The sequence below is a fragment of the Bradyrhizobium sp. USDA 4538 genome (assembly GCF_024171045.1).
GTDB classification, from domain to species: domain Bacteria; phylum Pseudomonadota; class Alphaproteobacteria; order Rhizobiales; family Xanthobacteraceae; genus Bradyrhizobium; species Bradyrhizobium australafricanum.
Genome location: NZ_JALJZE010000001.1, coordinates 878414 through 896680 on the forward strand (window position 1 = coordinate 878414; position 18267 = coordinate 896680).

Annotated in this window: 12 protein-coding genes; 1 reads left to right on the plus strand and 11 read right to left on the minus strand. The window is 66.6% G+C overall.

Annotated features, from left to right (window positions below; translation table 11 throughout):
* Positions 1 to 180 precede the first annotated feature (180 nt).
* The 4 genes from J2R78_RS03790 to J2R78_RS03805 all read right to left on the minus strand — a co-directional run bounded on the left by J2R78_RS03790 (position 181) and on the right by J2R78_RS03805 (position 4862).
* Positions 181 to 1215, minus strand: a complete 1035-nt coding sequence (locus J2R78_RS03790; protein WP_253609745.1) for a S1C family serine protease — start codon at positions 1213 to 1215, stop codon at positions 181 to 183.
* Between the two features lie 236 nt (positions 1216 to 1451).
* Positions 1452 to 1901 (minus strand): gluconate 2-dehydrogenase subunit 3 family protein, encoded by a 450-nt coding sequence (locus tag J2R78_RS03795; protein WP_253609746.1) that lies wholly within the window; start codon positions 1899 to 1901, stop codon positions 1452 to 1454.
* Between the two features lie 17 nt (positions 1902 to 1918).
* Positions 1919 to 3520, minus strand: coding sequence for a GMC family oxidoreductase (locus J2R78_RS03800; protein ID WP_253609747.1), 1602 nt, complete (start codon positions 3518 to 3520; stop codon positions 1919 to 1921).
* Positions 3521 to 3638: 118 nt separating this feature from the next.
* Entirely contained in the window at positions 3639 to 4862 is a 1224-nt protein-coding gene (locus J2R78_RS03805; RefSeq protein ID WP_253609748.1) for a cytochrome P450, read from the minus strand.
* Positions 4863 to 5097: 235 nt separating this feature from the next.
* Here J2R78_RS03805 and J2R78_RS03810 point away from each other — a divergent pair, with 235 nt between their 5' ends.
* Positions 5098 to 6732, plus strand: a complete 1635-nt coding sequence (locus tag J2R78_RS03810; protein WP_253609749.1) for an NAD(P)/FAD-dependent oxidoreductase — start codon at positions 5098 to 5100, stop codon at positions 6730 to 6732.
* Between the two features lie 285 nt (positions 6733 to 7017).
* Here J2R78_RS03810 and J2R78_RS03815 read toward each other — a convergent pair whose 3' ends face one another.
* Genes J2R78_RS03815 through J2R78_RS03845 form a run of 7 tightly spaced genes read right to left on the minus strand, consistent with a single transcriptional unit; the run spans position 7018 to position 18253 of the window.
* Positions 7018 to 10320, minus strand: a complete 3303-nt coding sequence (locus J2R78_RS03815; RefSeq protein ID WP_253635993.1) for a carboxyl transferase domain-containing protein — start codon at positions 10318 to 10320, stop codon at positions 7018 to 7020.
* A 17-nt stretch (positions 10321 to 10337) separates the two neighbouring features.
* Positions 10338 to 11222 carry an ABC transporter permease gene (locus tag J2R78_RS03820; RefSeq protein ID WP_253602968.1) on the minus strand — a complete coding sequence of 295 codons (885 nt, stop codon included), beginning with the start codon at positions 11220 to 11222 and terminating at the stop codon, positions 10338 to 10340.
* Positions 11219 to 12175, minus strand: coding sequence for an ABC transporter permease (locus J2R78_RS03825; protein WP_253602970.1), 957 nt, complete (start codon positions 12173 to 12175; stop codon positions 11219 to 11221). Before J2R78_RS03825 ends, J2R78_RS03820 begins: the two co-directional genes overlap by 4 nt.
* A 3-nt stretch (positions 12176 to 12178) precedes the next feature.
* On the minus strand, positions 12179 to 13726 hold the full coding sequence (locus J2R78_RS03830; protein ID WP_253602972.1) for an ABC transporter substrate-binding protein: 1548 nt from the start codon (positions 13724 to 13726) through the stop codon (positions 12179 to 12181).
* Positions 13723 to 14748 (minus strand): ABC transporter ATP-binding protein, encoded by a 1026-nt coding sequence (locus tag J2R78_RS03835; protein ID WP_253602975.1) that lies wholly within the window; start codon positions 14746 to 14748, stop codon positions 13723 to 13725. The genes J2R78_RS03830 and J2R78_RS03835 overlap by 4 nt, the downstream gene beginning before the upstream one ends.
* Positions 14745 to 15821, minus strand: a complete 1077-nt coding sequence (locus J2R78_RS03840; RefSeq protein ID WP_253602977.1) for an ABC transporter ATP-binding protein — start codon at positions 15819 to 15821, stop codon at positions 14745 to 14747. The genes J2R78_RS03835 and J2R78_RS03840 overlap by 4 nt, the downstream gene beginning before the upstream one ends.
* The gene (locus J2R78_RS03845) at positions 15821 to 18253 is read right to left on the minus strand and encodes a CaiB/BaiF CoA-transferase family protein (protein ID WP_253602979.1); all 2433 of its coding nucleotides are present in this window, start codon (positions 18251 to 18253) and stop codon (positions 15821 to 15823) included. The genes J2R78_RS03840 and J2R78_RS03845 overlap by 1 nt, the downstream gene beginning before the upstream one ends.
* Positions 18254 to 18267: the final 14 nt, after the last annotated feature.

Sequence of the window (18267 nt, forward strand, 5' to 3'; positions counted from 1 at the left end):
ACTCGCGGTCCCTCTTCCTTCTCCCTTGTGGGAGAAGGTGGCGCGAAGCGCCAGATGAGGGGTTCTCTCCGCAGACGAACTCGCGGATAGAAACCCCTCACCCGGCTTCGCTGCTTCCGCAGCGAAGCCACCCTCTCCCACAGGGGGAGAGGGTGCAGCTCGCGCGTGGATGCAGTAGCGCTACTGCTTCGCCGGCTTCCTCTCGATCGGATGGATCTCGATCGCGCGCAGGCGGCCGAGGCGGAGCACGTCCATCGAGAGGGTGCGGTCGATCCGGCTGTGATCGAGCGCGCGGATCAGGTCGTCGACGCCGTTGACCTCGATGCCGTCGAGCTTGATCACGACATCACCCGGCAGCAGGCTCGCCCGCGACGCCGGGCTGTCCGGCTCGATCTGCATCAGGAGCGCGCCCATCTTGTTCTCGACGCCGGCGAGCACCGCATGGCGCCGCGGCACCGGCGCGGTCTGCCCGGCAACGCCGATATAGGCACGGCGGACATAGCCGTGCCGGATGATCTCCGACAGCACGAACTGCGCGGTGTTGCTGGCGACCGCAAAGCAGATGCCCTGCGCGCCGTTGATGATCGCGGTGTTGATGCCGATCACCTCGCCCTTCGACGACACCAGCGGCCCGCCGGAATTGCCGGGGTTGAGCGCGGCGTCAGTCTGGATCACGTCCTCGATGGTGCGCCCGCTCACCGAGCGGATCGAACGTCCGAGCGCCGACACCACGCCGGCGGTGACGGTCGATTCGAAGCCGAGCGGATTGCCGATCGCGACCACGAGCTGGCCGCGCCGCAGCGTCTTGGAGTTGCCGAGCGACGCGTAAGGCAGATCGCGCGCGCCATCGGCCCGCAGCAGCGCGAGATCGGTGTCGGGATCGACGCCGAGCACATGGGCGTCGGTGACGAAGCCCTCGGTGTCGCGCAGGCGGATCTCCTTCGACGATCCGACCACATGGCTGTTGGTCAGCACGAAGCCATCGGGCGAGATCACGATGCCCGAGCCGAGGCCGCCGCGCTCGCGCGCATTGCGCACCTTCGGCCCGGTTTCGACCCGGACCACGGCGGGGCCGACGCGGTCGGTGACGTCGATCACGGCATTGGAATAGGCATCCAGCAAAGCCCGGTCATCGACCTGGGTTGCGACTTGGGCAGCATCGGCCGTCGCCGCTGACGGCGTGTCACCGGCGGTATCTGAGGTAAAATCCAGCATGGCGAGAGTCCTTTGGTCTCCTCAGATGGTGACCGGCTTCCCGCGCCGCAAGTGGTTACGCCCTGCACCTGCCCGGATGGCTAGGGCTGCGTCTCTGACGCGCGATTGACTCAGTGTCATTCCGGGGCTCGCGAAGCGAGAACCCGGAATCTCGATGCACGACCTCTGGATTCCGGGTTCGCGACTTCGTCGCGCCCCGGAATGACGGAATGGACTGTCAAGTCACGGACACAACGCTAGGTCGCCCGCCGCAGCACCCCGCCGCGCGCCCTGACCGGATCGAGCAGCGACCAGTCGCCCTCCGGCAGCACATGACCCTTGGGGAAAGGCGCGCGCAGCTCGAGGCCGAGCGAGCGCAACACGCGGTCGTCGCGGTAATAGCATTGCAGCACCACGCGGACGAGCGTCGCCGCGGCCGCGCCGCCATGGCTACGAAACTCCCGCGCCACCGCATCGCGCCCGGCATCGTCGAGCTCGGCGAGCGGCTTGCCCGCGAGCTTGGCCAGATGATCCAGCGCCTGCGCGACCAGCGCGGTGTCGCGGCCGAGCGTCGCCAGCATGTCGGCCTGGATCGCGGCATCGTCCGCCCCCGGCACCTTGTACTCGTCGCTTGCGGGAACAATCATCGCGGCGACGGTGCGCAGATCGGCGCGCTGGGCTGCAGTCAGTTGATTGCTATCGGACATGTCGGTCTCTGGCGGTCTCAGTCGAACAGATTGGCGAGGCGCTGCTTCATCTGGTCGGCGATGTAGAGCGCAAGGGCCTGGATGGTGGAGGTCGGGTTCACGCCGCCCGAGGTGACGAAGATGCTGCCGTCAACGATGAAGAGGTTCTTCACGTCGTGCGAGCGGCCCCATTCGTTGACCACGGAGCGCGCCGGATCGGTGCCCATCCGCGCGGTGCCGAGCAGATGCCAGCCGCCCCACGGGATCGGATCATTGATGCAGATGTCGGTGGCGCCGGCGGCCTCGAGGATCTCCCGGCCGCGCGCCAGCCCGTGATCCATCATCTTCCGGCTGTTCGCGCTGATCGTGTAGTCGATCTTCGGCGCGGGGATGCCGTGGCTGTCCTTCAACACGGGATCGAGCGTGACGCGGTTGTGCTCCTCCGGCAGATCCTCGCAGATCGCCGACACCGCGAGACGATGCCCGTTGAGCTTGCGGAACACGCGGTGATGATCCTTGCCCCAGGGCAGGATGCCCTTCTGCTCGCTCGCGACCGCCTCGAACACCGGCCCGGCGCCGCGGCCGAACTGGATGCCGTAGCCGCGGACGAAGCCGCGCGACAGATCGGTGTCGTAGAACTCCTTGCTCCACAGGCAGGTCGGCGGGGCGCGGTTGCTGTCGGTCGGCTCCTTCACGAAGCCGTAGATCTGCGCGTAGGGGTGGAACATCAGGTTCTTGCCGACCAGGCCTGACGAGTTGGCGAGGCCATTCGGGAATTTGCCTGACGCCGAATTGAGCAGCAGCCGCGGCGTGCCGACGCCGTTGCAGGCGATGATGACGACTTCGGCCGGCTGAAACTGCTCGACTCCGTCCCTGTCGTAATAGACCACACCGGAGGCCATGCCGTGCTCGTTGGTCAGGATCTCGCGCACCCGGCAATGGGTCTTGAGCTCGACCCCGGCGCGGACCGCGTGCGGCCAGTAGGTGATGTCGGTCGAGGCCTTGGCACCCTGCGCGCAGCCCGGCGTGCAGTGGCCGAGATTGATGCAGCGCGCCCTGCCCTCGTAATCCATCGTCGCCACGGTCGTGTCCGACGGCCACCAGTGCCAGCCGAGCTTGTTCATGGCCTTGCCGATCAGCGGGCCCGATAGTCCGAGCGGCTGCTGCGGCATCGGCGGATGGCTCAGCGGCGACAGCGGATCGCCCGACAGGCCCGACACGCCCATCATCCGATCGTTCTCCTCGAAGAACGGGGTGAGCGCGTCGTAGTCGATCGGCCAGTCATCGGCGACGCCGTCGAGCGTCTTCACCTTGAAGTCGGACGGATGCAGCCGCGGCCAGTGCGCGGTGTACATCACCGTCGAGCCGCCGACGGCGTTGAAGTTGACGACCTTGATCGGCGAATTGTCGTCGTTGATCGGATAGTCCTCGGGCCGCTTGCGAACATTCGGGCTGGACGACCACTCGCCGTAGAACTTCGCCTCCCAGTCGCGCCCGGTGCTTGGATATTCGGCCGGATTCATCCAGCCGCCCTGATCGAGGCAGAGGATGTGCATCTTGGTATCGGCGAGGCTCCAGGCCACCGCAGCGCCGGAGGCGCCGGCGCCGATGATCAGGACGTCAACGGGATCGTTCTTCATTCTTGTTCCTTGATCTCAGATGACCCCGTCATTCCGGGATGGTCCGAAGGACCAGACCCGGAATCTCGAGATTCCGGATTCGATGCTCCGCATCGCTCCGGAATGACAACCCACAACTTCAATTGACGATTCTCACCGGCAAGCTTCGTATACCGCGGATGAAATTGGAATAGAGCCTTTGCGGCGGGCCCATCAGCTCAAAACGCAGATCGCGCGCCAGAACCTCCTCCCAGAGGATTCGCAGTTGCTGCTCGGCCAGGCGGTCGCCGACGCAGCGGTGGACGCCGGCGCCGAAGGCGAGATGCTGGCGCGGCTTGGCACGGTCGATGATGAATTCATCGGCACGCTCGATCTTGTCCTCGTCGCGGTTGCCGGAGATGTACCACATCACGACCTTGTCGCCCTTCTTGATCCGGCGGCCGGCAAGCTCGACATCATTGCGTGCGGTGCGGCGCATGTGCAGCACCGGCGTGTGGTAGCGGATGGTCTCGGACACCAGGTTCGGGATCAGCTCCGGCTTCGCGCGGACCAGCTCGAACTGCTCCGGGTTCTCGCACAGCGCCATCAGGCCGGCCGACATCGAGTTGCGCGTGGTGTCGTTGCCGCCGACGATCAGCAGGCCGATCGTGCCGATGAACTCGCGCGGCTCCAGATTCCGCGTCGCGTCCGAATGCGCCAGCATCGAGATCAAATCGAAGGTCGGCGGCGCATCGGCCCGCGCGTCCCACAGCTTGCGGAAATATTCTCCCATCTTGACCAGTTCGGCGGTGCGTTCAGCCTCCGAATGCACCACCGCGTCGGGGGATTCGACGTTGGCGATCGCGACATCCGACCACCAGGTCAGCTTGGCGCGGTCTTCAGAAGGGAAATCGAACAGCGTCGCCAGCATCATGTTGGTGAGGTCGACCGAGACCCGCTCGGCCCAGTCGAAGGTCTCGTTGCGCGGCAGCGCATCGAGTACGGCTGAGGTGCGCTTGCGGATCAGGGCGTCGAAATTGGCGAGGTTCGACGGCGCCACGATCGGCGCCACCGTGCGGCGCTGCGCGGTGTGGCCGGGCGGGTCCATGCGGATGAAGCTCGGCCGCTCCTGCCCCTTCGGCTGGTCCGCGACCTGGATACCGCCAAGCTCGGATGCCGACGAATAGTTCTGGTGATCCAGCTCGACCGCGAAGATGTCGTCGTAGCGCGTCACCGACCAGTAGGGGCCGTAGGCCGACGCCTCGCAATAATGCACGGGATGGTCGCGGCGGAGTTGCGCGAACAGCGGCCGCCAGGTGTCATCCTGGTAAAGCCGGGGATTGCTGACGTCTGTCGACGTCGGCCTGCGCAGCGCCTCTCCCATCGCTTCACTCCCGTTAGGTTCCGTCGCCGCTTGGCGGGCGATCGTCGTGTCGGGCCGACGATAAAGGGAATCCCGCGGCCGAGTAAAGCCGCGGGGCGGACAGTCCGCCGCGCGGAATGCGCGCGGACCGACGCACCCGGCAAATCCCGATAGCTGCCCCGCTCCGCGATGTTTGTCGGCAGCAGGAAGACCGGCTAGCCTTGCCGACAATCGATCCATCGGGGAGCAACGACAGGTGGCCGAATTGCGCCAGGACAACACCGCCCAGACGGCTGCGCTGGACTACGACGTCATCATCATCGGCGCCGGCCTGTCCGGCATGTACCAGCTTTATCGGCTGCGCGAGCTTGGTCTCAGCGCGCGCGTGTTCGAGGCCGGCACCGGCGTCGGCGGCACGTGGTACTGGAACCGCTATCCCGGAGCGCGTTTCGATTCCGAGAGCTATTCCTATGGCTACTCGTTCTCGAAGGAGCTGCTCGAGGAATGGGAATGGTCGGAGCATTTCGCCGGCCAGCCCGAGACCTTGCGCTACTGCAACTATGTCGCCGACAAGTTCGACCTGCGCCGCGACATCCAGTTCGAGAGCCGCGTCACGTCCGCGATCTACCAGGACGACACGCGAAGCTGGCGGATCACGCTCGAAAGCGGCGCGCAGCACTCCTGCCGCTTCCTGATCACCGCGATCGGCCCGTTGTCGACGCCGACCCTGCCGCGCATCGAGGGCCGCGATGATTTCAGGGGCCAATCGTTTCACACCGCGCGCTGGCCGAAGGAGAAGGTGGATTTCACCGGCAAGCGCGTCGCCGTGATCGGCACCGGCGCGACCGGCATCCAGACCATCCAGACCATCGCCGGCGAGGTCGGGCGTCTCACCGTGTTCCAGCGCACCGCCAACTGGGCGGCGCCGCTGCACAACGGCAAGATCGACGCCGAGACGCAAGCCAGGATCAAGGCCGGCTATCCCGAGATCTTCGCGCGCTGCAAGGAGACCTTCGCCTGCTTCGTGCATACGCCCGATCCGCGCGGCGCGTTCGAGGTGAGCGAGGCGGAGCGCGAGGCGTTCTACGAGAAGCTCTATGGCGAGCGCGGCTTCGGCATCTGGCAGGGCAACTTCAAGGACATCCTGATCGACCGCGCGGCGAATGCCACGATCAGCGATTTCGTCGCGCACAAGATCCGTCAGCGCGTGAAGAACCAGGCGGTCGCCGAGATGCTCATCCCGAAGAACCACGGCTTCGGCACGCGGCGGCTGCCGCTCGAGACCTTCTATTACGAGGTCTACAACCGCGACAATGTCGAGCTGGTCGATATCAAGGAGACGCCGATCGAGCGGATCACGCCCGAGGGCATCCGCACCAGCGACAAGGACTACGCCTTCGACATCATCATCTACGCCACCGGCTTCGATGCCATCACCGGCAGCTTCGACAGGATCGATTTCCGCGGCGCACACGGTGCGCGGCTGAAGGAGAAATGGACGGGCGGCCCGGAAACCTATCTCGGGCTGATGGTCGACGGCTTCCCCAACATGATGATGCTGATGGGCCCGCACACCGCACTCGGCAACATCCCGCGCAGCATCGAATACAGCGTGGACTGGGTCACCGGGCTGATCCACTTTGCGCAGGAGAGAGACCTGACCTTCCTCGATGCCACGCCTGAAGGCACCGCGAACTGGACCGAGCATGTCAAGGCGCTCGGCGTCGGCCTGCTGTCCAACGAGGTCGATTCCTGGATGACCGGCATCAACCGCAACGTCGAGGGCAAGCAAACCCGCATCGTCGCCCGCTACAGCGGCAGCGCCCCGGCATATCGCGCGCGATGCGACGAGGTGGCGGCGAAAGGGTATGCGGAGTTGCGGTTGGCGTAGTTCTCTCGGCTGTCCGGTCTAACTCTCTCGGTGACGACAGGCGCCTGCCGCATCACCACTGTCGTCCTGGCGAAAGCCAGGACCCATAACCACCGCATTCGGTGATGAACGGGATCGCTACCCCAGCGTCGCGCAACAATTATGATTTGGGGTAATGGGTCCTGGCTTTCGCCAGGACGACATCCCGTAGGATGGGTGGAGCGAAGCGATACCCATCATTTGCGCCGCGGAGAGAGAATTGATGGGTTTCGCTTCGCTCTACCCATCCTACACATCCAGCTTCGCTTACCACGCGTCAATGCACGGCCGCTTGCGATGCGTGCGCGGCTCCGGCTTCGGCACCGAGCGCAGGCCGGCCATGATCCAGTGCCTTGTGTCGGCGGGATCGATCACCTCGTCGATCTCGAGCACCGAGGCGATCGAGACCGCCTTGCCGTTGGCGTAGAGCTCGGCGACCTTGGTCTGGAAATACTTCTCGCGCTCGACCGGGTCCTCGATCGCCTCCATCTCCTTGCGGAAGCCGAGGCGGACATAGCCTTCGAGACCCATGCCGCCGAACTCGCCGGTCGGCCACGCCACCGTGAAGAACGAGGCGTGGAAGCCGCCGCCGATCATCGACTGTGCGCCGAGGCCATAGCCCTTGCGCAGCACGATGCCGAACAGCGGCACCGTGATGCTGGCGCCGGTGACGAACATCCGCGCGACGTGGCGGACGATCGCGGTCTTCTCGGCCTCGGGGCCGACCATGAAGCCCGGCGTGTCGCAGAGCGAGACGATCGGGATGTCGAAGGCGTCGCACAACTGCATGAAGCGCGCGGCCTTGTCGCCGGCCGGCGCATCGATCGCGCCGCCGAGATGCTTCGGGTTGTTGGCGATCAGGCCGAACGGCTTGCCCTCGATGCGGATAAAGGCCGTGATCATGCCGACGCCGAAATCCCTGCGGATCTCCAGCACCGAGCCCTCGTCGGCGATCAGGTCGATCACGTTGCGGATGTCGTAGACCCGCAGGCGATTTTCCGGGATCGCACGGCGCAGCAGCCGCTGGTCCGGCGCCTTCCAGTCCTGCACGGCGCCCTGAAAGTAGGACAGATATTTCTGCGCCACCGCGGTCGCCTCGGCCTCGTCCTCGACCAGGATGTCGATCACGCCGTTCGGCGACTGGAACGAGACCGGGCCGACCTCGGCCGGATGGTAGACGCCGAGCCCGCCGCCCTCGATCATCGCCGGACCGCCCATGCCGATCGACGCATTCCTGGTTGCGATGATGACGTCGCAGACGCCGAGCATCGCGGCATTGCCGGCGAAGCAATAGCCGGAGACCACGCCGACCACGGGCACCAGCCCGGAGAGTTTTGCGAACTGCACGAAGGACGGGCCGTCGAGGCCGGTCATGCCGAGCCGGTCGGTATCGCCGGGACGGCCGCCGCCACCCTCGGCGTAGAACACCAGCGGCATGCGCCACTGCTCGGCGAGGCCGAGCATGCGGTCGATCTTCTTGTGGTTCATGTGCCCTTGCGTGCCGGCGAGCACGGTGTAGTCGTAGGAGATCACCATGCAGCGCGCGCCGTCGGCGCCGAAATCCTTGGCGTTGACGGTGGCGACGCCTGATATCAGGCCGTCGGCCGGCGTGTTCTTGATGAGGTCCTCGACCTTGCGCCGGCGGCGCTGCGCCGCGATCGCCAGCGAGCCGTATTCGATGAACGAGCCCTCATCGACCAGCTGCGCGATGTTCTCGCGCGCGGTGCGCTGGTTGGTCTTGCGGCGGCGCTCGACCGAGGCCGGGCGGTTCTCGTCCAGCGTGATCGCCTTGCGCGCGATCAGTTCGGCGAGATCAGGCCGGATGTGATCGAGATCGATCGCGGCCTCCTCCGCAGCGTGATGGCCGTCGACTTCGGCCGGTTCGAAGAACAGGATCGGCTCGCCATGCATCAGGGTGACGCCGATGCCGCCCGCGATCCTGGTCACCCGGCCGCCATGCGGCGCCGTGACCAGATGCTCCATCTTCATCGATTCCAGCACCGCGATCTGCTGGCCGGGCCGAACCAGATCGCCCTCCGCGACCTCGATCGCCACGATCGTGCCCTGCAGCGGCGCGGGCACCGGGAGCGATCCCTCAGGCGCTGCTTCGGCAGCAACGGCCTTGGTCGCAGCCGCCTCGCTCACTTCGATCAATGGTGCGGCGAGATCCTGCGCCGCGCCGACCAGCGCCGCAACATGGGTATCGATGAAGTTGGTGCTGATCTTGTTCCGGCCAAAGCTCTGGTGCGCCAGAATAGCGCCGAGGAACGGGATGTTGGTGGCGACGCCGCCGATCCGGAATTCACGCAAGGCGCGCGATGCCTTGTGCACCACGTCGGTCCATTTTGGGCTCGGCGAATGCACGATGACTTTTGCCAGCAGCGAATCGAACGCGGCAGAGGTCCTGTAGCCGGAATAGCCGAAGGTATCGACGCGAACGCCGGGGCCGGACGGCAGGTCGAACACGGCGAGCGTGCCGCCGGTCGGTTTTGTCACTCCCGCCTCGTCCATCACCTCCATGTTGACGCGCAGCTGCATCGCATAGCCGCGCGGCAGCGGCACCGCTGATTGCGCGAGGCCGAGCGAGGCCAGCGTGGCGCCGGCCGCGACCGCGAGCTGCACGCGCACGAGGTCGACGCCGAGCACCTCCTCGGTGACGGTGTGCTCGACCTGGAGCCGCGGATTGGCCTCGATGAAAGCGAACGCGCCCTCACCTTCGCCGGCTTCATCATCGACCAGGAATTCGAAGGTGCCGAGATTGTCGTAGCGCGCGGCGGTCGCGAGCTGCTTTGCCGCCTCGATGATGCGCGCGCGCATGCCATCACTCAGCGACGGGCTCGGCGCCACCTCGATGAGCTTCTGGTTGCGGCGCTGGATGGTGCATTCGCGCTCCCAGAGATGGCTGATGGCGCCGTAACGGTCGCCGATGATCTGCACCTCGATATGGCGGGCCTTGCGGATCAGCCGTTCGACATAAACGGCATCGCTGCCGAACGCCGCTTTGGCCTCCGACTGGCAGCGCGCATAGGCCTCGTCGAGCTTGGCGGCATCCTCGACCACGCGCATGCCGCGCCCGCCGCCGCCGGCGATCGCCTTGATCATCACGGCGGCGCCGGCGCCGAGCGAGCCGAAGAAGGCCTTTGCCTCGTCCAGACTGGTCGCGCCCGATGTGCCGGCAATGATCGGGACGCCGCATTTCTTCGCCAGCGCCTTTGCCTTGGCCTTGTCGCCGAACAGATCGAGCGCCTCCGGCGACGGGCCGACGAAGGTGATCTTCTCCTCGGCACAGCGCCGCGCCAATTGCGTGTTCTCGCTGAGGAAGCCGTAGCCCGGATGCAGCGCGTCACAGCCTGCGGCCTTGGCCGCCGCAACCACCGCCTCAATGTCGAGATAGGCCCGCGCGCCGCGGCCTGGAATCTCGTGGCTCGCGTCGGCGGATCGGACATGCAGCGAGGCGGCATCGTCGGCGGGATAGATCGCGACGGTCGCGATGCCGCTGTCGGCAGCGGCGCGGGCAATCCGGATCGCGATCTCACCGCGGTTCGCAATCAGCAATTTTTTGAAGGACATGACATCTTCACCAAAGATCAGCGATCCTTCATGGTCGGATCGAGCACGACACGCAAGGACTCCCCGAGCGCGTTGAACGCCAGGGAGACGACGAGAATGGCAAGGCCCGGCGCATACATCTGCTCCGGGGCGATTTCCATGTATTGATAGGCGCGCGCCAGCATCGCGCCCCAGCTCGGGTCCGGCGGCTGGATGCCGAGGCCGAGGAACGACAGGCTGGCTTCGGCCAAGAGGGCAGCGGCGAGCAAGAGCGTCACTTGCACGATGACCGGCTGCAGCGTGTTCGGCAGCACGTGCCGCCACAGCACATGCCAAGTCGGCGCGCCGAAGCCTCTGGAGGCATCGACATAGAGCTCCTGCCGCACGATCAGCGTGCGGGCGCGGACGATGCGCGCCAGCGCCGGAAACATCGTGATGCCGACCGCGATCATGCCGTTGGTCAGCCCGATGCCGAGCGCGCCGGTGACCGCGATCGCCAGCACGATGGCGGGGAACGACAGGAAGGTGTCGATGATGCGGCTGATGATGTCGTCGATCCAGCCGCCGAAATAGCCGGCGGTCAGCCCGACCGGCAGCCCGATCAGGACCGCGACGCCGACCGCAAGCAGGCTTGCGTAGACGGTGGCCGGCGCGCCGTAGATCAAACGGGAGAAGATGTCGCGGCCGAGATCGTCGGTGCCGAGCAGATGGGCCGGCCCCGGCGGCGCCAGCATGTTGTTGACGTCCTGCGCGGTCGGCGCATAGGGCGCGATCCAGGGCGCACCGATTGCGACGACGACGAGCACCACGAGCACCAGGATCGACAGCGCGGCGCGGAGGTCGCCGGCGAGCCAGCGCGCAAAGCGCCGCAGCCGCGTCGGCCGCGCCGGTGCCTTCAGGGGTGCAAGCGCCACCTCGGTCATTGCTCGATCCTCGGATCGACCGCGGCGCAGAGCAAATCGGTGATCAGATTCACCGCGATCACAACCACCACCATGGTGAAGACGACGCCCTGCACGATCGGGAAATCGCGCTGGATCGCGCCGCGCACGATCAGGCTGCCCAGGCCGGGAATGGCGAACACCGCCTCGGTCACCACGGTCGCCGCCAGCATGCGGTTGACCAAAAGGCTGATGATGGTGAGCAGATTGACGCCGACATTCTTGAGGCCGTGCTGCCAGAGGATGCGGGACATCGACAGCCCCTTGGCATGCAGGGTACGGACATATTGCGACGACAGCACCTCCAGCAGCGCGCCGCGCAGCTGGCGCGCGACCTCGGCCATGCCGTAGGCCGCGATCGCAATGCCCGGCAGCAGCGCATGCCTGATCGCATCGACCGGCGAGGCGCTGAAGGATTTTGCGCCGGTCGCCGGCAGCCAGTTCAGCTTCAGCGAGAATTCCGCCACCAGGATCATCGCGAGCCAGAAGCCGGGCACCGCGACGCCGAGCGACGCCAGCATGCTGATCAGCTTGTCGATCCAGCCGTTCGGCTTGATCGCGGCCATCACGCCCATCGGGATGCCCGTGACCAGCGCCAGCGCCAGCGCGATCACGACGATCAGCAGCGTGTTCGGAAACGCGCGCCCGATCGAGTCCGCGACCTTCTCGCCGGTCAATAGCGATTGCGAGAGATCGCCTTGCGCGACATTGCCGAGCCAGGCGCCGTATTGCACCAGGAACGGGCGGTCGAGGCCGTAGATCTTCCTGATCTCGGTGATCCGTGCGTCGGTCGCGTTGTCGCCCGCCAGCGTCACGGCGATGTCGCCGGGCACCAGCTTGAGTAGCGCGAACACCATGAAGGTCGCGAGCAGGATCACCGGCAGCGCCTGCACGAGGCGGCTGCCGACGACCTTGACCGGTGACCGCCGCGCCATCGCTTAACTCCCGAGCCAGACGTCGTCGTATTTCGGCTTGCCAAGCAGGTTCGGCCGATAGCCCTGCACCTTCTTGTTCATGGCGACCAGCTCGAACTGGAACGCCAGCGGCGCGACAAAGGCGTTCTCCATCACCAGCCGCTGCACGGTGGAGAACGCCTTGCGCCTGGTGTCGATATCCTCCGAGGCGCGCGATTCCTTGATCGCGGCCTCGAGCTCGGCCGGCACCGGCGCGCGGCCGCCATTGTAATAGGCGTCCTTGGTGAACATCAGCGAATAGGTCAGGCTCGGGTCGGGCCGGCCGGTCCAGGCCGAGAGCAGCCCTGCCCCCTTCTTCTCCGGACCGAAGAAGGCGGCAGAGGCTTCCGCGACCGGCGCGTTGACGAAGCGCGCGTTGATGCCGGCCTTGCGCAGCTGCTCGATCAGGATCTCCTGGCGCTGCACCGAATCCTGGTCCGGATAGCCGCCGAACTCGATTGGAATGCCCTCCTTGAAGCCGGCCTCGGCGAGCAGCTTGCGCGCCTTGTCGGGATCGTACGGATAGAGCTTTGCGACCTCGGCATCATAGGCCCAATGCGCCTTCGGCAGGTTCATGTAGGCCGGCTCGGCGAGGCCGGCGAGCGCAGCCTTGACGAAGGATTCGCGGTCGATCGCGAAGTTCAGCGCCTGGCGGACCTTGACATTGTCGAACGGCGGCTTGGCCCAGTTCAGGAAAATCTGAAACACGTAAAGCGTCGGGCCATGCACCACCTTAACGCTGGAGGCACGCTCGATGATCACCTTCTGCCGCGGCGGCAGCTGGTAGATTAGGTCGTTCTGCCCGGCGGTGACCGAGCGGGCGCCGGTGGTGAGCTCGGGAATGATCGAGATCTCGATGGCGTCGGGAAGCGGCCGCTCCGGCTTCCAGTATTTCTCGTTGCGCTTGACCACGATCTTCTCGCCGTCGGCCCAGCTGACGAACGAATAGGCGCCGGCGCCGACCGGCTTGCGCGTCACGACGCCGCCCTCGGCCGCCTTCAGCGCCGTCGGCGACACCATCATGCCCGCGCGGTCGGAGAGAATCCCGGGCAGCGCGGTATCGGGTGTCTTCAGCTTCAACGTCACCTGCTGCGGGCCAGTGACCTCGACCGCGGCGACGGAGAGCAGGTCGGCCTTGATGTTCGACTTCGCATCGCTGCGGTTGCGCTCGAGATTGAACTTGACGGCTTCCGCATCGAGCGGCGTGCCGTCATGGAAGGTGACGCCGGCGCGGATGTTGAGCACCAGCGTGGTGGGGTCGGTGAACTTCCAGCTTTCGGCAAGGCCGGGCTTCGGCTTCAGCGTGTCGAACTCCCATTCGGTCAGCGTGTCGTACATCGTGAACAGGAAGGCGTGGTCGGAGCCGGCGCCGCCGGTCGCCGGATCGAGGCTCGACGGATTGGCCGGCGCCGAGATGCGCAAGGTGCCGCCCTTCTTCGGCGCGCCTTCCGCAAACGCACGGCCGCTGAGCGTGGTGCTGGCCAATGCGCCCGAGATCAGCGCCATGGCCTCGCGTCGTGTCGTCATTGTCATGGCGTCGTCTCCGGTTGTGAGTTCGGCGAAAAATTCAGGCGGTCGGCGAAATGGCAGGCCACCCAGTGATCGGGCTTCAGCTCGCGCCACTCCGGCACGCGGTCGGTGCAGAGCGGCTGCGCGTGCGGGCAGCGGGTACGGAAGCGGCAGCCCGAGGGCGGATCGATCGGGCTCGGCACCTCGCCCTGCAGGACGATGCGGCTCTCCTGCCGCATCGTGGATGGCAGCGGCCGCGGCTCGGCCGACAGCAGCGCGATCGTGTAGGGATGCAACGGCCGCTCGGCGACCTCTTCGGTCGGCCCGAGCTCGACGAACTGGCCGAGATACATCACCGCGACGCGCTCGCTGATATGCGAGACCACGGCGAGATCATGGGTGATGAAGACATAGGTCAGCCCGAGGTCGCGCTGCAGATCGGCAAACAGATTGAGCACGTCGCCGCGGATCGACATGTCGAGCGCGGCCACCACCTCGTCGCAGACGATCAGTTTCGGTTTGAGCGTCAGGGCGCGGGCGATCACGACGCGCTGCTTCTGGCCGCCGGACAGCTGGTGTGGGTAGCGCGCGCCGAACTCCTGCGGCAGGCCGACGCGCTCCAGCGCCTCCCGCGCCTGCCGCTCGCGCTCGGCACGGCTGCCGACACCTGCGAGCTCCAGCGGCTCCAGCACCGAGGCCAGAATGGTCATGCGCGGATTCAGCGCGGCGTTCGGGTCCTGGAAGATGATCTGGTAGTCGCGGCGATGACTTTGGAATTCCCGGCGCGGCAGCGCCAGCGGATCGATGCCGTCATGCAGGATGGCGCCGGCGCTGGGATTGAGCAGGAACACCAGTGCGCGGCCGATCGTGGTCTTGCCCGAACCGGACTCCCCGATGATGCCGAAGGTCTCGCCGCGGCGGACGTCGAAATTGACGCCGTCGACCGCCTTCACGGTGGCGCGGCGGTCCGAGGTCTGGAAGCGGACCTGAAGGTCGCGCACCGAGACGATGGCGTCGCGGCGGGGCTCGGCACCGGCTGTGGTCATTGCGTCGCGACCTTCGCAGCCGCCGGTGCGCCGGGCGGATGCAGCGCGCCCGGCAGATTGAGCTCGGCAAAGCGCCAGCAGCGCACTCTTCTGCTGCCGCCGGCGTCCTGCAGCTTCTGCTCGGCCTCGCAACCCTTGGCCGCATGTAAGCAGCGGGCGCGGAAACGGCAGCCGTTCGGCATCTCCGCTATCGACGGCACCCGGCCCGGGATCGACGGCAGCCGGCCGTGGCGCGGGCTCAAATGCGGCAGCGAGCGTAACAGTCCCGACGTGTAGGGATGCAGCGGCCGCACTAGCGCCTCGTCGACGGTGGCGTCCTCGATCACCTCGCCGGCATACATCGTGATCATCCGCGTGCAGGTCTCGGCGACGACGCCGAGATCGTGGGTGATCAGCATCAGCGCGGTCTTCGAGGTCTCGCTGATGTCGCGCAGCAGCTCGAGGATCTGCGCCTGCACGGTGACGTCGAGCGCGGTGGTCGGCTCGTCCGCGATCAGAAGCTGCGGCCCGCAGATCAAACTCGCCGCGATCATCACGCGCTGGCGCATGCCGCCGGACAGCTGGTGCGGATAGTCGTCGATCCGCCGCTCGGGCGAGGCGATGCCGACGCGGCGGAGCATCTCCAGCGTTTTGGCGCGCGCCTCCTCATGGGAAACGTCGGTATGGACGCGCAGCGTCTCGGCGATCTGGTGGCCGACGGTGAAGACCGGGTCCAGCGCGCTCATCGGCTCCTGGAAGATCATCGCGATCCGCTTGCCCCGGATCGCGCGCATCTGCCGCGCGCTGCAGGAAGCGAGATCGACGCCGTCGAACAGAATCTTGCCGTCGAGGCCGGCAAAATTGCCCGGCAACAGCCGCAGGATCGACAGGCCGGTGATGGTCTTGCCGCAGCCGCTCTCGCCGACGATGCCGACGCGCTCGCCGGGCGCGATGTCGAAGTCGATGCGGCGCGTCGCCTGCCAGACGCCCTGCGCGGTCTTGAAGCGGATGCCGAGCCCGCGCACGGACAATAGCGGCCGCGCGCCGTCTCGCGCGCCCTCCGCCCTGCGCTGTGCCGGCTGACCTGCCTCCATCAGCCCGCCGCCCGCTTCTTCTCTTTCACCAGCTGCTCCTCCATCAGCATCTCGGTGCCGATGATGCCCTCGCGGGTGAGCTCATCGAGCTCGGCGTCGGAGAGCCCGAGCATGCCGCCAAGGATCTCGCGGTTGTGCTCGCCGAGCGTCGGCGGCACCGAGCGGATCGCGAACGGCGCATCGCTCTCGCGAAACGGCATCGACGGCTGCGGATGTCGTCCGATGAAGGCGCGGTCGACCTGCTGGATGAAGCCGCGGGCGTGGAGCTGCGGATCCTCCAGGAGATCGATCGGCAGCCGCGCGACGCCGGAGGCAACGCCGGCAGATTGCAGCGCGGTCATCGCCGCATCGGCATCGCGCGCCGCGGTCCAGGCCGTGATCGCAGCCTCGATCTCGGCCTCGAGGGCGCGGCGGCCCGCGGCCGTCTTGAGCGTCTCGTCGGCCGCCCAATCCTCGCGGCCGAGCAGCCGCGCGAGCTTTGGCCACATCGCGTCGGCGGACGCCGCGACGACGATCCAGTTGTCTTCTCCGGCGCAGCGAAAGCAGCCATGCGGCACGAAATCCGGATGGCGGTTGCCGTATTTGGTCGGCGGCTTGCCACTGGTCGAATGCGCCACGATCCAGGGCGCGGCGAACGGCATCATGCATTCGATCTGGGCGAGATCGATGAATTGCCCCTGCCCCGTCAGTTTGGCGTGGATCAGCGCGGTCAGCACCGCGGCGGCGCCGTTGAGCCCGCCGACGGCATCGCCGAACGCAGTATGGCTCATGACCGGCGGACCATCGGGATCGCCGACCACGCTGGGCAGGCCCGAGCCCTGCTCCAGCGTCGAGCCGTAAGCGCGGCAATCGCGATGCACGCTGCCGGCGCCGAACGCCGACATCGACATCATCACCAGCTTGGGATTGATCTTGCTCAGCACGTCATAGCCGAGGCCGAGCTTGGGCAGCACCTCGACCGAATAATTGTCGACCACGAGGTCGGCATCGGCGAGCAGGCGCTTCGCCAATTCAAGCCCCTTCGACCGGGTCAGATCGAGCGTGATGCCGCGCTTGTTGCGGTTCATGATGCAGTAGCGCACCGACTTCTCGTACATCTGCTCCAGCACATAGGCCGGACGGCGGTCGACGCCGCGCCACCAGTCCGGATACTGGGTCGCCTCGATCTTGATGACGTCGGCGCCGAGATCGGCGAGCGTGCGGGTGCAGATCGGCCCGGCCCAGCCCATCGAAAAGTCGACGACGCGGATGCCCTCGAGCGGCAAGCGATCGGTTGCAGCGGGCTTGGGCGCTGGCACGCGCGGCGCAGCCTCGCGCCTCGCCTGCTGCTCGCCGAGATCAGGCACGCGGCCGCCGCGCAGCGGCGGCGTTGCGGTCAGCCGCTGCATCGTGCCGGCGGAAAAGCTGGTCTCGTCGCCGATGGTGATCGGGACGATGGCACCGCGGGCGCGCTTCTCCTCGTCGGCGATGAGATCCGCGACCTCCGGCACCGGCACGATTGGAATCTTGCGCTTGAGCCCTTCGGCGAACCACTCCTGCGCGGTGCGCTGCTTCAGCTTCGGCAAAATCCTGGCTTCGATCTCGGCGACATGGCGCAGCCGGTCGACACCCATGACCAGTGTCGGATCGTCGCGCAGCTCGTTGAGCCCGAGCATCTCGCAGAACGCGCGCCACTGCGCCGGGGTCACCGTGGTGACGCCGAGCCAGCCCTGCTTGGTCTCGTAGATGCCGACCGGAAAGGTCGGCCAGAACCGGTTGACGCCGATCCGCCGCATGATGTCGCCGCGCTGGAATGCCTCGAACATGATGTATTCGGTGACGGCGATAGAGGCCTCGAACAGGCTGAGATGGTTTGCGCGCCCGCGCCCGTCCTGCATGCGCCCGAGCACCGACGATGCGGCGGCGATGAAACCCCACAGCCCGCCCAGAATCCCGATCTGGAAATCCGGCGCATGCATCGGCGGCCCCTGCTCCGGACCGACCAGCTTCACCAGCCCGGTCAGCGCGCGGATCGTGGAGTCGGTCGCCGCGAAATTGGCGTAGGGACCGCGATCGCCAAACCAGGCGAGGTCGAGATGGATCAGGCCCGGATTACTCTGCTTGATCGCGTCGAGATCGATCTCGGGACAATCCGCCGCAGCGATGCCGCGCCCGTCGAGCAGGATGTCGCAGCCGGCAATCAGCTCCCGCAAGCGGGATGCCGCGCCCGCATCGCGCGTGTCGAGGACGACACTCGACTTGTTGAAGTTGAGGAACGCAAACCACGCGCTCCGGCCTTTGGGCGTCAGCGGCGCGGTGCGGCGACGCGGATCGCCCTGCGGCGGCTCGACCTTCTGCACATCGGCGCCGAAATCGGCAAACAGCCGCGCGCAATAGCTCGTCGCCGCAGCACTTCCGATCTCGACAATCCGCAGATGCGACAACGCGCCCATCAGGCTTCCTCGCG

Coding starts and splice junctions, on each gene's coding strand:
- J2R78_RS03845 (WP_253602979.1), bottom strand. CDS start 18,253: ATGGGCGCGTTGTCGCATCTGCGGATTGTCGAGATCGGAAGTGCTGCG.
- J2R78_RS03790 (WP_253609745.1), bottom strand. CDS start 1,215: ATGCTGGATTTTACCTCAGATACCGCCGGTGACACGCCGTCAGCGGCG.
- J2R78_RS03805 (WP_253609748.1), bottom strand. CDS start 4,862: ATGGGAGAGGCGCTGCGCAGGCCGACGTCGACAGACGTCAGCAATCCC.
- J2R78_RS03840 (WP_253602977.1), bottom strand. CDS start 15,821: ATGGAGGCAGGTCAGCCGGCACAGCGCAGGGCGGAGGGCGCGCGAGAC.
- J2R78_RS03800 (WP_253609747.1), bottom strand. CDS start 3,520: ATGAAGAACGATCCCGTTGACGTCCTGATCATCGGCGCCGGCGCCTCC.
- J2R78_RS03795 (WP_253609746.1), bottom strand. CDS start 1,901: ATGTCCGATAGCAATCAACTGACTGCAGCCCAGCGCGCCGATCTGCGC.
- J2R78_RS03820 (WP_253602968.1), bottom strand. CDS start 11,222: ATGACCGAGGTGGCGCTTGCACCCCTGAAGGCACCGGCGCGGCCGACG.
- J2R78_RS03830 (WP_253602972.1), bottom strand. CDS start 13,726: ATGACAATGACGACACGACGCGAGGCCATGGCGCTGATCTCGGGCGCA.
- J2R78_RS03815 (WP_253635993.1), bottom strand. CDS start 10,320: ATGTCCTTCAAAAAATTGCTGATTGCGAACCGCGGTGAGATCGCGATC.
- J2R78_RS03835 (WP_253602975.1), bottom strand. CDS start 14,748: ATGACCACAGCCGGTGCCGAGCCCCGCCGCGACGCCATCGTCTCGGTG.
- J2R78_RS03825 (WP_253602970.1), bottom strand. CDS start 12,175: ATGGCGCGGCGGTCACCGGTCAAGGTCGTCGGCAGCCGCCTCGTGCAG.